The organism is Desulfosarcina sp. BuS5 (genome assembly GCF_028752835.1).
Lineage (GTDB): Bacteria > Desulfobacterota > Desulfobacteria > Desulfobacterales > BuS5 > BuS5.
This window is the reverse complement of sequence record NZ_CP087952.1, coordinates 3847609-3861296: the sequence shown is the minus strand read 5'-3', so window position 1 is coordinate 3861296 and position 13688 is coordinate 3847609. Positions and strand designations below refer to the sequence as shown.

The 13688-nt window shown below is 37.2% G+C and carries 13 protein-coding genes; 2 read left to right on the top strand and 11 right to left on the bottom strand.

All coding sequences use genetic code 11. The features are described from left to right. Positions 1-97 precede the first annotated feature (97 nt). The 4 genes from BuS5_RS18590 to BuS5_RS18575 all read right to left on the bottom strand — a co-directional run bounded on the left by BuS5_RS18590 (position 98) and on the right by BuS5_RS18575 (position 3769). A complete protein-coding gene (locus BuS5_RS18590) occupies positions 98-1102 on the bottom strand; it encodes a transposase (RefSeq protein WP_274427857.1) in 1005 nt (334 codons plus the stop codon). 12 nt (positions 1103-1114) lie between these two features. After that, positions 1115-1399: a hypothetical protein gene (locus BuS5_RS18585; RefSeq protein ID WP_274427856.1), complete on the bottom strand. Its 285-nt coding sequence runs from the start codon at positions 1397-1399 to the stop codon at positions 1115-1117. 387 nt (positions 1400-1786) lie between these two features. Next, on the bottom strand, positions 1787-2017 hold the full coding sequence (locus BuS5_RS18580) for a hypothetical protein (RefSeq protein WP_274427855.1): 231 nt from the start codon (positions 2015-2017) through the stop codon (positions 1787-1789). Positions 2018-2041: 24 nt separating this feature from the next. Then, positions 2042-3769, bottom strand: a complete 1728-nt coding sequence (locus BuS5_RS18575; RefSeq protein ID WP_274427854.1) for a glycosyltransferase family 39 protein — start codon at positions 3767-3769, stop codon at positions 2042-2044. Between the two features lie 113 nt (positions 3770-3882). Between BuS5_RS18575 and BuS5_RS18570 the strand changes: the two genes are divergently transcribed. Next, positions 3883-5037, top strand: coding sequence for an IS4 family transposase (locus BuS5_RS18570; RefSeq protein WP_036019371.1), 1155 nt, complete (start codon positions 3883-3885; stop codon positions 5035-5037). A 7-nt stretch (positions 5038-5044) separates the two neighbouring features. On the opposite strand, the gene BuS5_RS18565 is transcribed toward BuS5_RS18570, so the two are convergent. The 7 genes from BuS5_RS18565 to BuS5_RS18535 form a co-directional block, all read right to left on the bottom strand. After that, positions 5045-5371, bottom strand: a complete 327-nt coding sequence (locus BuS5_RS18565; RefSeq protein ID WP_274427852.1) for a hypothetical protein — start codon at positions 5369-5371, stop codon at positions 5045-5047. Between the two features lie 240 nt (positions 5372-5611). After that, the gene (locus tag BuS5_RS18560; RefSeq protein ID WP_027354985.1) at positions 5612-7654 is read right to left on the bottom strand and encodes a hypothetical protein; all 2043 of its coding nucleotides are present in this window, start codon (positions 7652-7654) and stop codon (positions 5612-5614) included. Positions 7655-7753: 99 nt separating this feature from the next. Continuing rightward, the gene (locus BuS5_RS18555) at positions 7754-8323 is read right to left on the bottom strand and encodes a hypothetical protein (protein WP_027354984.1); all 570 of its coding nucleotides are present in this window, start codon (positions 8321-8323) and stop codon (positions 7754-7756) included. Then, positions 8320-8712 (bottom strand): GtrA family protein, encoded by a 393-nt coding sequence (locus tag BuS5_RS18550; protein WP_027354983.1) that lies wholly within the window; start codon positions 8710-8712, stop codon positions 8320-8322. Before BuS5_RS18550 ends, BuS5_RS18555 begins: the two co-directional genes overlap by 4 nt. Then, positions 8709-9674, bottom strand: a complete 966-nt coding sequence (locus BuS5_RS18545) for a glycosyltransferase (RefSeq protein WP_027354982.1) — start codon at positions 9672-9674, stop codon at positions 8709-8711. The genes BuS5_RS18550 and BuS5_RS18545 overlap by 4 nt, the downstream gene beginning before the upstream one ends. Beyond that, on the bottom strand, positions 9671-10624 hold the full coding sequence (locus BuS5_RS18540) for a UDP-glucuronic acid decarboxylase family protein (protein ID WP_027354981.1): 954 nt from the start codon (positions 10622-10624) through the stop codon (positions 9671-9673). Before BuS5_RS18540 ends, BuS5_RS18545 begins: the two co-directional genes overlap by 4 nt. Before the next feature lie 175 nt (positions 10625-10799). Then, on the bottom strand, positions 10800-11804 hold the full coding sequence (locus tag BuS5_RS18535; protein ID WP_274427851.1) for a transposase: 1005 nt from the start codon (positions 11802-11804) through the stop codon (positions 10800-10802). A 242-nt stretch (positions 11805-12046) separates the two neighbouring features. Between BuS5_RS18535 and BuS5_RS18530 the strand changes: the two genes are divergently transcribed. After that, complete coding sequence (locus BuS5_RS18530) at positions 12047-13363, top strand: transposase (protein ID WP_274427662.1); 1317 nt, start codon at positions 12047-12049, stop codon at positions 13361-13363. Positions 13364-13688 lie beyond the last annotated feature (325 nt).

Here is a 13688-nt window from a genome sequence, read left to right as displayed (position 1 = left end):
ATAAAATCCTGTCAATTTCCCCTTTTCTTTTTTAAGGAGGAAAAATTATGCTTGTAGCCGGGAGCAGGTATATGGACGTCTATGATATTATGCGTTTTTACCCTATCAACTCAAATCTGTTTTCTCTTTCAATTTTTTCACCTCTTATAGATGAACGACTTACCGCTGATTGGCATATATTCAGCTTTTTTCCAATTTCAATGGTTGTCATGCCGAGCTTTCGATGAGTCCAAAAACATAAAAGACTTCGCTCTTTAACTGTTGGCGGTGATTTCCCGAAAGCCGTTACCTGCTCAATCTCCATGCCCATCACTTCGGCAACCCGCTGTATTACCCGATTGAAATCATAACCTTTGGCTCTTAATTCATATTTCCCCCCAAATTCTTCTTCGGCGGCCTTTAAAACATTTTCAACAAAATCACTGTCACCTAAAATGCGTTCATCTCCCTTAACACGTATGCCTGCTTTGCGAAAATCTTTGAGAACCGACCAGCCGCCTATACTCCTTAATAATCCACCACCGGTAAGATCCGACCGTTTACCTGCGCTTATACCTTTTTCCACAAACGCTCGATACCCTTTTATTGCCAATCTTTTTTTGCCGGAAAACAGTTTATAAACATAATCGATATTCTGCCATTCCTCACTGGCTTTATTCATCAGAACACTGTGACCGCACCACTTATATTTATCCAGGCTTTTCATATCTTCCACAAGACCCGCCCTCAACGGGTTTAAGTGGATATAACGCACCAATTCCTTTAGATATATATCTTCCTGGCATAAAATCGACTTGTACCTGTTTTGAAAAAGTTGACCGTGGCGACGGTATTTCTTATTGAACCATACAGCGTATCCGGTGAGCAAACGACTCATTAACACAGAAACCGGAATCAATCCGGTTTTTAATAATAAGTGGACGTGGTTTGGAATCAATACCCATGCAAAACACTCGGTTTGTGTTTCAGGAATCAAATTATTGAGCCGATTTAAAAAGTTTTTCCGATCATAATCTGATCTGAAAATTTTCTTACGTTCTATCCCCCTGACAATTATATGATGCAGTGCTCCAGGTGCATCTATTCTCGCTTTTCGTGCCATGTTTAAGATGTATCATATAATTATTTCTAGGTAAAGCATAATATCATAGACGTCCCTATACTCCCATACCGCGTATCCGGTGAGCAAACGACTCATTAACACAAAAACCGGAATCAATCCGGTTTTTAATAATAAGTGGACGTGGTTTGGAATCAATACCCATGCAAAACACTCGGTTTGTGTTTCAGGAATCAAATTATTGAGCCGATTTAATCTGAAAATTTTCTTACGTTCTATCCCCCTGACAATTATATGATGCAGTGCTCCAGGTGCATCTATTCTCGCTTTTCGTGCCATGTTCAAGATATATCATATAATTATTTCTAAGTAAAGCATAATATCATAGACGTCCCTATACTCCCCTTACTCACATCACCCCAATTAGCAGTATAGCCGGACTTAATTAATCCTGTTTTCAAATCCAGAGTATAATGCTTATATGGCCTTTTTGGGCATCAAAAAGTGTGCTCTAAGCCCTTTTTTACCCATGTTTTAGACAACATTACGTATAGAAACAAAGACTTAACGGGGTCAGACCCCCATGTCCCATTTAAATTTTAGGTCAGATAACCATCGGCATATGGATTATCTTGCCAGGAAGTAATGTAAAACCAATGTCAGCGATACTTAACGCCCTATTCACGGCTGGTTTAAGTTATTTCATAAGAGCCGCACCCTTTTGATTTAGTACCAAGATTTCAAATAAATTCTTTGGCGTCGTAGTTTTATAAAATTTGCGAGGGCATCATTTTTGAGATAATCCTCAAGTTCCGAATCAATGATTGGAGACTGTTTAAGGTTAAGCATTTCCACTTTTTCGGATATGATATCAATAGCAACAACCTCATTATGTTGGGAGAGAAGTACTCCATTAGACAATCCAACATATCCAGTGCCGGCAATAACAATTTTCATTTTTTATCCTTCAATAATTATCAGTTATTCCCACGGGATGGATAAAGGCTCAACCCCAACATCGTGACCCCAAAAAACACCTTCTTGAACAATTGATATTTGCAAAGTACCACCTTTTATTTCTGTCCCATGTTTAATAGGTATCTGCATTGTCAATTCACCATTTGCCGGGATATCAAACGGTAGATCTTTGCGAGGATCCCACCCTGTTGTTGGCTTCCCTACTTTATCCAAAAATCGCCAAGATAATCTTATCGGTTGCCCTCTAATAGAGAGTGCCGAAAAATTCATATCGCCAGAATTGACAATTTCAACCCGTACAAATAATTGATCATCCTCAGAGAGTATTTTCCCACTGTTAAGCCTAAAATGGCGGAATTCCTTAGCTGTATACTCCCTCTGTGACATTGTGATCTTCGAACATAAGTTATCGTCTTTTATTCTATAAAGGGTATTAATCACCTCTCCATCTATTTTTTTTTGATAAAAGACTTGATAATCTTCCAAAATATCGTAAGTAACTGTTTTGTCCTCGTCAATTTTAGAAATCCCTCGATAATTTGTAAAAATATATTTTGGTACAAAATCATGGTTTGATTTATTTAGAAGATAAAACCTGTTTTTGACATGAGTTGAAAATAACAATAATGACCGTGCCAACGGGGTTGCACTATCAACTCTCACAGAAATCAGTGGAGTAGAGTCTCTATCTAAAATAAATTGTAGTGCCTCCTTGTTACCTAACCCCCAGTAATCTAGTTCAAATTTATTTTTCCAATCAGAGCCCACAAATAAATTAAAGTAAACATTTTGAAGAGGATGCGCACGCATAATCCAATTACCATAATAACAAAAGCTAAAAGCAAGAATGCTTATAAAAAAATTTTTTTTCCATTTCCATTTATCAATTGAGTACCACACAACAACCACGCCACGAGTAGATAGCAATACAAAAGCAGGATAAATAAAATATAACTGTCGCCATCCATCATATAGGACGGAAGAAAATAATATGACAGCAACTATTGGAGCTAAAAAAAATATCAAAAGAATAATATAATACTTCTCTTCCACACCTGACCAAATTGTGAACTTATTACCACATAGATCAGCAGTTGTTTTACATACACCAACAATTGCTAGAATTGAATACAACGGCGGTGTTGTCACAAAAAGCCACACAGGGACATAATGCCACGGCAGATTTGTTGCGCTATACAGACTACCTATATATAGTACCGAACCACCCCACCTAAACTTTGACATATTTCCGAAAGCTATAAGGAAATTTCCAACGGGGTCGGTCCATAAGAAAGGGAAAAAAGCAACAACACCCACTAATGTTACCAACAAATAAAATAAATTCAATTTAAACCAAGTGGTCACAGCCATTTCTTTTTTAACAACCATGACAATAAGTGTCATAATTGTAACAATAAATATCAAGACCCCCATAATCCTAATATCAACAGCAAAAGCAGAAGCAATTCCGTGCAATACTGCCCATGTCATATTCAATGTCTCAAGTAATTTTATTAAAGTATATATGGCTATCGAAAAAGCAGCCATAAATACAATATCCTTTGAGTTATAAAAAGATTGTGCAAATATTCGTGGCGATAAAATAACAATTAAGACTGCGATTATACCTATGCGGTCATCTTTGAAAATATTTTTTGCGGTGCCATAAATAGCTAAAACACCGAGAAAAGAAAAAATAAAAGTCAGTAGTGTCCGGTTAGGTTTTTGCATGTTATATGGGATAAAAAAATTAGAAAAATGTTCATTTTTTACTTGACAAACCAAATAAAAATTTTTTATCGTTTTGTTATAAAATATAATTATAACAAGGAGTTAAGACAAAAATGGACATATTCAATATCCCAAAAAAGAATTTTAATCCCCAATCTCATGCTCGATTTCTCAAACCTTTGCAAAAGATTTTTCCTGACACGCCACAGCTTAAATCCCGAGGTCACAGGCCATTGAAAATGACTTTTGAAGATCAGCTTCACGCACTGATATTTTTCCATCTACAAGAACATGAATCAGCTCGTGATCTTATTCAACACCTTAAAGAAGACGATTTTGCCAAAGAATGTGTCGCTCCAGATGGAGGGATCAGTCGTAGCAGTTTTTCCGAAATTATCAATTCTCGAGGGCTTGAACAGCTTGAATATGTTTTTCAAGCTCTTTGCAGCCAGGCACAAAATGCTTTACCATCAAATTATTCAGATCTCGGTGAACTCGTTTCCATTGATGGATCTTTAATTGATGCAGTTCTGTCCATGTACTGGGCTGATTACAGAAAAGGCGCTAAAAAAGCAAAAGGCCATTTCGGCTTTGATGTCAATCGCAAGATTCCTATAAAAATTCATCTGACAAATGGAAATGGCGCTGAACGCCCCTTTGTCAGGTCTATCCTTACAAAAGGCCAAACAGGAATCATGGATCGGGGGTATCAATCACATAAGGATTTTGATCTTCTTCAGGATGAAAAAAAACATTTTGTTTGCCGCATCAAAGCGAAAACAACAAGAACTATTATCAAAGAGCAGCCTGTTGATCCCGACAGCTATATTTTTTATGATGCTGTGGTTCTTCTTGGCACTCCTGGGGTAAACCAGACCAGAAAGCCGGTTCGACTGGTTGGTTATAAAATTGCCGGTGTCAAATATTTTGTGGCAACTGATCGTTATGATCTTACAGCCGAGCAGGTTGCAACCGTTTATAAGCTTAGATGGGATATCGAAACTTTTTTCAAATGGTGGAAGAAACATTTAAAAGTGTACCACTTGATTGCTCACAGTAGATATGGCCTGATGGTTCAAATCCTTGCGGGGTTAATAACCTACCTGCTTATGGCCATATACTGCCATGAACAGTTTAATGAACCTGTATCAATAAAGAGGATTCGTCAGCTTAGAAATACCATCCAGAACGAATTACGTACTGACGAAAAAAACGTATGGTCTAATAATCTGATTATCAAAGAGCAAATGCTATATGCAAAAACTTAACCGGACACTACTGAATAAAAGTCAACAAATGGCGAAAATAATATATTTCTTGTTCACTGATTGATAAAACTTGCTCCAACGCAACCAGTGGCATTTCAAACGCAACACCGTAGTCTTTGTCCATCCAGTCCTTAAGATTAGGGGCGTTCCTAACCTCTTTTGTAAGTAAAAATGAGCCAACTTTTTGCCCTACATATTTACAATTTACCAAACCATTCATTCGCGAGACGGGTTCATCCCATGAAATCCCATAATCTGCATAAACAAACATACCCATTACAAAATAAGCCCCAAGTATAAGGGGAACTACAAAACCATAAACATTTGACTTCACTTATTTTGCTCCAATCATGACTGAGATAAAACACTGTACCTACCTTAACGCCGATACTATCGATAACAATGTTCATCCATCCATCAATAATTATTGATGATCTAGTAAAAAGTAACGTAGTTTTCTGAAACGAATAAAACTGACTTCCTATTTCCGTAAAGATAAACGATCTCGTAGTTTGGAATGATTTTTAGTCGTTTTTTACAATATATTAGGAATTAGCAAGGCTCTAATTATCAGTTATTCCCACGGGATGGATAAAGGCTCAACCCCAACATCGTGACCCCAAAAAACACCTTCTTGAACAATTGATATTTGCAAAGTACCACCTTTTATTTCAGACTCAGGTTTAATAGGTATCTGCATTGTCAATTCACCATTTGCCGGGATATCAAACGGTATATCTTTGCGAGTATCCCAACCGGTCACAGGTTCGCCGTTTACAGCTAAGAACCGCCAAGAAATTCGCATTGGCTTGCCAATGCTTGATAATGCTGCAATCGGAGCTTGTCCATTATTTATAATAGTAAATTTAACCATTGATTTACCATTAACTTGCATTATACTTTCAAATTTATAGGTTAGATTTCGAATTTCATCAGCGCTATATTCACGATCTATTTTTGTAATACTCGGTGGGTTGGTACGCCAGCCTGGGACACAATCCTCAAAGCCTATAGGTACGATACAATTCATCAACTCCAGATACTTATTTGTTTCACCATTTTTACCAATAAAGGACAAATAAGAGAGTACGCGCTTCGGCAATTCTACACAGTCTTTATTATATTCGGGTGAATATCCGGGAGGGAAAAGACCTGAATAGCCATTTAATGTCTTAACTCCATGATTAAGACTAACCCACATCGCATCAATCTCGTCTGCAAACCAAGGCCCTTTGTTCTGAGAAAAAAATAAAATTGAATCTTTGGCAAGATGTTTTGGTATTACACTTTCTTTAATAGCCAATCTCTCACGCCACTCCTTTTTTGAACTTACATACATAGTTGTAGCTGAAAATTCAACAATTAGTAACGGTACAATAATTACTATTACAAACTTATTAACACATTGATGATTAGTGCGTAAGTCATCTATGCAAATACACACAAGATAGGCAACAGGAAACAATAGCACTTGATCAAGGCGTGACATCGCACGAATTGCCGAACACAAAGGCAAATTATGGACTAAATACCACAAGCTAAAACCATTAATATATAGTGTTGAAAGAATAACAACACCAAGCATGCCACTCATCAAAATAAAAACGTGTCCGTTTTTCTTACGACTGCCGAGGAGAAAACCCAACACAGATAGGAACATGGGTACAAAACCAATAAACATTTGATGCTCATGACGCATTGGTATATTTGAAAATATTCTAGCAGTAGGAATTGACCAAAAATAAGAAGCGTCTGAAAGAAAATAGCTTTGCGGCCTAGGCAACATAGTAGAAATTTCTCCCCATGTACGCTTAGCACCATAAATATTAGATACTTGAAGATAAGGATAAAACAACCATAAAATAGCACCAAATAACGCCATTAAGATAATAAGGAATTTTATCTTGTCCTTCTTGCTTTGTGCCTTCCACGGGGAGATAAACTCATTGAGTAACAGGATGAAAGAACACTTTAACGAATATTTAGTGTAAAGAAAATGCACCGCTGTTGCGGCAACAAGTAGTAATAAAGTAAAAAATCCCATGTAAATGCCACAATAAAACTGCCACACTAACCAAGCACCAGCTATGGCCAACAAGCGATATTCTTTCCTTTGCAGAAACAGGACAAAAAATGTTGTCGCTAATGGCACCCCAAAACGATAATGCAATTGTGCATGTCCAGCTTGGGCCGTTGTGGGCAACGCAAAAGCAAAAATCAGTGCGCCAACAGTAGAAGCCATTTGGCTTCTACCAAGACGCCGCAAAGAATAATAGGCGGCACTAAAGTTTACAACATAAGCAAACATGAACCATATTTGAAAGGCCGTATCTGATTGACCTGTAAACAATCTAGCAATGAGGTATACTGGCGCGGATCCAAACAGGTTATCCGAGAAACCCAAAACATAAGGAAATGGCCAAAAAAAACCGAGATGCCAAAGAGACTCACTATTCCCAGCAAAAAACTGATAAATATTTTCAAGGAAATAATTATTTAATCTTGCATCGCCTATATCACCTGGCATCATTGTGAAATGATGCAACTGCTCAATCGGTAATGCAAATAATACAAATATTAACAATAAAGATAGGAGCAATATTCTTAAAAGAGCCATCTATGTATTCCATTCAGAGCATATATATACAGATAATTAACACGTAAATACTATGATCTGTAGTACGAGCAGATGATAATCTGCGGGGGAGTTTATTTATTATCTATCCTTAAAAGGATCTATCAAATCATCGGTATATTCACCCATAATAAGACGTTTCTTCGGCAACCAATGTTCGTGGAAATAACGACTAAATATAGCTAATGAGTTGCCTTTTTCGGTAAGTCTAACAATACCATTGTCAATAATTATTGTTCCAGACTCCAGCTGCTCAGTCAATCTAATATCAACCAAACGGTACTCTTTCATGTACTCTTCAGTAAATATCCGTTCAAAATCATTTTGCCGAATTTCACCGCCCCGTTGCTGTAATTTTTCAAGCAGATAAAAAGATAACGATCGATCGATAACCGTAGGCACTGAGATCGCAAAAATATAGCCTAACAAAAACCAGACAATACACAATTGCAACTTTTCAAAACTATTCAGCTGGTTGAAATAACGGACAAAAAAAACAATACAACCCGTGATTATTGAAGCAAAAATACCATCTGCTATCGATGCATAAAAAACAACATTCACTCTAAAATATGTAATATGAAAGTAATAGAACATTACTAAAACAATTAAAAAAATGAGTGTTGCTATTACTGATTGTAAAAACTTCATGCCGACATCCTAAAAACAAAAAATTTATTACCAATATAACTCAAAGAAACCTGCAAGGCGGTGGCGATCAAGAAACCAGCCCGATAATCAAAGCCAAACCAGTCAGACCAAATCAATAACACAAAGCCATGCAATATCGCAATGCCACCGTAAAGACCGCTAAATTTAAGTAGTTGAGAGGCAACAGTTTCACCGGTAACTGGAAACACAAAATAACGGCTACCAATAAATGAAGCAGTAATACCAAAGATTGCGGCAATTAAATTTGCAAAACCGGCTGAAGGAACACCAACCACCTTAAGACAAAAGCTCAACACTCCAAAATGGATCAAGGTCGCAACTACACCGTTAATGACATATTTCAACACCTCTAATGCATGTTGATTCATACCGCACCAGAAGAACTTTTAGTTTTAATTACATGATCAATAAAATCATGATACGTACCGGCTGTTGTTACCGATCCAGCTCGAATAACGCCAGTCAACATCAAAGTCATAAGGGTTAACGTACCAGTTTGTATGAACATCAATACCAGTATGCCTAATGCGATCGAAAACCAGCCCGGCGTTGAAAATCCTAAAATTTTAAGTACAACAGCTAACCCCGCACCAGCCACTGAAAGACCTGCAATCAATGCACAAGCAATACCCACCCTAACTAAAACATCTTCGGCAAATACCATTAAGCCCTTAAATCCATGCAGAACTAAACCAACAAAATTCATTTTAGACTGCCCCGCATAGCGTGGCCCACGATCAAGTGAGCAAACTACTGTGCGTAACTTCGAGGCAATAACTGCTCCGGCTACGTGTGTAGATAGTTCCTGCATCACTACCAACCGCTTTACTGCCGCAGGCTTTAGTGCCATAAAATTGCCAAAGCTTATGGCTCGCCCAGTCATCAATTTGAAAAACAGTTTATACCCAGCGTAAAATGCTTTGAATTTAAATGTTTCAACTCTGCTTTTACGTTGAGCCACCACGATATCTACTTGGTCAGAATTAAGACCATTGAGCAAATCAGGTATGGTCGATGGAACATCTTCACCATCTGAGTCCATTACGACAACTTGCTGACCAGATTGAAGGGTTTCTGACACATACTTCAAACCAATTGCAATGGCACGTTGATGACCAACATTACGACAAAGTTTCAAGACCACGCCATCAAGTCCAGCATTTTCCAAACCAGAAACACCCAACGGTTGCTTAACTGAGCCATCATCAACAGCTACCACAAATATTTTCTGTTTAAACTGTAGAGCCAACTCTTGAAACAAACGGTTACTAGCATCAACATCTTCATAAACTGGAGTAACAACAATCAATTCATACGCAGTAAAACTCATAGTTTTAAACGCTCCCTAAAGTAACTAATCGTTTTCTCCAAACCCTGCTCAAGATCAACCTTTGGTTCCCAACCAAGGTTCTTGCGTATTAAGCTAATATCAGGTTTTCGCTGTCTCGGGTCATCTTGTGGAAGTGGCTCAAATACTAATTTAGAAGAACCACCAACCATTCTTAAAACAGATTCAGCAAGTTCTTTAATAGTAAACTCCACAGGATTACCCATATTGAATGGCCCTGTTATTTCATGAGGGGTCGCCATCATGCGAATAAACCCTTCAATCAAATCGTCAACATAACAAAAGCTACGTGTTTGTAACCCGTCACCGTAAATAGTAAGATCCACCCCCTGTAATGCTTGCACAATAAAGTTACTTACAACACGCCCGTCATTGGGGTGCATATGCGGCCCATAAGTGTTAAATATTCGTACAACTTTGATATCAAGATCATGCTGACGTCGATAATCAAAAAATAACGTTTCAGCACACCGTTTACCTTCGTCGTAGCATGACCGAAGCCCTATCGGGTTCACATGCCCCCAGTAAGTCTCTTGCTGTGGATGGACTTCAGGATCACCATACACTTCACTGGTTGATGCCTGTAAAATTTTAGCTTTCGTGCGTTTAGCCAGTCCAAGCATATTAATGGCACCATGCACACTGGTTTTAGTTGTTTGCACTGGATCCCATTGATAGTAAACTGGTGAAGCGGGGCATGCCAAATTGTATATTTCATCAACTTCAACATACAGTGGAAATGTTACATCGTGACGCATCAATTCAAAATTAGAGTTCCCTATCAAATGTGACACATTATCTTTACTGCCACTATAAAAGTTATCCATACAAATAACTTCACAACCATCCGCAAGTAATCTCTCACACAAATGAGACCCTAAAAAGCCTGCACCACCAGTTACCAGCACCCTCTTCCTGTCTGTAAAACTCATATAATCTCCTTATGTCACTAGTGTCACGTTAAATTATTGAATAAATTAATTGGTTATCTTTTTCATGTTGTATTCCCGTTATTCCCGGGTCGGACTGTTAGCGGCGGTGTAAAAATGTACCCAAAGCGCCGTTTTAAAAATGGGGCAGGTAGGGACGTTATGATATTATGCGTTTTTACCCTATCAACTCAAATCTGTTTTCTCTTTCAATTTTTTCACCTCTTATGGATGAACGACTTACCGCTGATTGGCATATATTCAGCTTTTTTCCAATTTCAATGGTTGTCATGCCGAGCTTTCGATGAGCCCAAAAACATAAAAGACTTCGCGCTTTAACTGTTGGCGGTGATTTCCCGAAAGCCGTTACCTGCTCAATCTCCATGCCCATCACTTCGGCAACCCGCTGTATTACCCGATTGAAATCATAACCTTTGGCTCTTAATTCATATTTCTGCTCAAATTCTTCTTCGGCGGCCTTTAAAACATTTTCAACAAAATCACTGTCACCTAAAATGCGTTCATCTCCCTTAACACGTATGCCTGCTTTGCGAAAATCTTTGAGAACCGACCAGCCGCCTATACTCCTTAATAATCCACCACCGGTAAGATCCTGCCGTTTACCTGCGCTTATACCTTTTTCCACAAACGCTCGATACCCTTTTATTGCCAATCTTTTTTTGCCGGAAAACAGTTTATAAACATAATCGATATTCTGCCATTCCTCACTGGCTTTATTCATCAGAACACTGTGACCGCACCACTTATATTTATCCAGGCTTTTCATATCTTCCACAAGACTCGCCCTCAACGGGTTTAAGTGGATATAACGCACCAATTCCTTTAGATATATATCTTCCTGGCATAAAATTGACTTGTACCTGTTTTGAAAAAGTTGACCGTGGCGACGGTATTTCTTATTGAACCATACCGCGTATCCGGTGAGCAAACGACTCATTAACACAGAAACCGGGATCAATCCGGTTTTTAATAATAAGTGGACGTGGTTTGGAATTAAGACCCATGCAAAGCACTCGGTTTGTGTTTCAGGAATCAAATTATTGAGCCGATTTAAAAAGTTTTTCCGATCATAATCTGATCTGAAAATTTTCTTGCGTTCTATCCCCCTGACAATTATATGATGCAGTGCTCCAGGTGCATCTATTCTCGCTTTTCGTGCCATGTTTAAGATGTATCATATAATTATTTCTAAGTAAAGCATAATATCATAGACGTCCCTATACTCCCTCCTGAATAATCTCTGAAAATCAGGATTAATAATAATTTCTTCTTTTTCATACATAGTATCTGCTGAATTTCTTTTTTATGAAAGAAATGCTTTGCTATCCATAGCAGTATATGCCATTTTTTAAATTGCAGCTAAATGGTATTTTAAGCACTCTAAAAAGGATAGGAGGTATTCTGATGATAAAAAATACTTTTGAAGAAGTTCTTTCTGATGAATGGGTGAAAGCAAATATAACCAATCCAGTTCAGGAATTGGTTATTATCCGTGGGATAATTCCATGGCAAAAAATGATTACAAAGTTGTGTAAATTTTATAACACCAGTCAGGGTGCTTTTGGAAAATCTCTCAGGATGATGACAGCGATTTTGATTTGTATAAAATACTATCAATTAAGTGATAGGCAAATGGTTAAGCATATAAAAGAAAACCACTATATTCAATATTTTTGTAACATCACAAATGAGGAATTGCAAACATGCCTGGATCCGAGTTCTATATGTGTATTTCGAAAACGTATAGGTGAAGAAGGTGTTGAAATTATAGAAAAAGAAGTTTTTGAGGTTCTACGCAAAGCTGGGATAATACAGGGTGATAATGCTATGATAGATTCAAGCGTATTGAAAAATAACGTTATCTATCCAAATGATGTACATTTAATTTTTAAAGCTTTTGACAAAATGAAACAATTTGCCGTTTTGCATCAAATCTCCTTGTGGTGGGACAATAATGAAGTAAAAAAATTATGGCGAGAATTTTTTTTGAACAAAAAACAAAACCGTTTGGAATGGTTACTCAAATTTAATATATTATTTATTCCTGCTCTAAAAATATTTGATAAAAAAGTTGAATCATTAAAGACCACAAAGAAAAAACAAATAAAAGCTGACAATATGTTTGCTATTCTTACTATTCTTGAAGCACAAACCTTAGAAAAACTCGAAGGTAAAAAACAGATAAAAAACCGGATTGTATCCATTGATGAACCGGATGCCCGCCCGATTGTAAAAGGAAAAGAGCATCCGAAGTGTGAATTCGGCACAACAATGGAAATGACTTTCAATAGGGAAGGATTCATGATTACCATTGAAAATTTTATCGGTAATCCAAATGATAAAACGCTTTTTGCTGGAACACTCGAACAGTTCAAAAAACGGATGAAAGGCGAACCGGAAAATATTATTACCGACCTTGGTTACAGAAGCAATGGTAATTTTAAAATTGCAGACAATATCAGTAACGTTTTTTTGGGGCGTAAAAAAGATGTATCCGAAGAAAAACAGAGTTTTTGCTGTAAAGCCCGTTCAGCAACAGAAGGTTTCATAGCTATTGCAAAAAATATTAGAGGTTTTGGATGCAGTCTTTATAGAGGATTTGAAGGAGACCGTATATGGTCATTGCTTTGTCAAACCGCTTATAATCTTAAAAAGTTTATTCAGCTTCTAATGGGAGAAAAGATTGAAGAAAAAAAACTGATGAAACTCGGGCTGGCATAAGCCGAACAAGGATTTTATCAAAAATAGTTGATTTTAAAAAATATGCGGATAGGAGAGGTGCGTCTATAGGTGTTAACAATTTGCCGTTTTTTACCAAAATTCAATTAAAATACCACAAATGAGCTTAAAATTTTAGATTAAAATTCTCTATGATTAATATATGAACAATGCTGATATACTATGTTATTATCGAAATTCAGCGGATACTACATACTTATTATTTCACCGAAAGACATGTCTAAGCGGTCAGTTGAAAGACTATTTCTTGTTTTTTCTATTTCTTCTTCAAGAGAATTTTTTGTTTCTATTTCAGAACTCATTATTA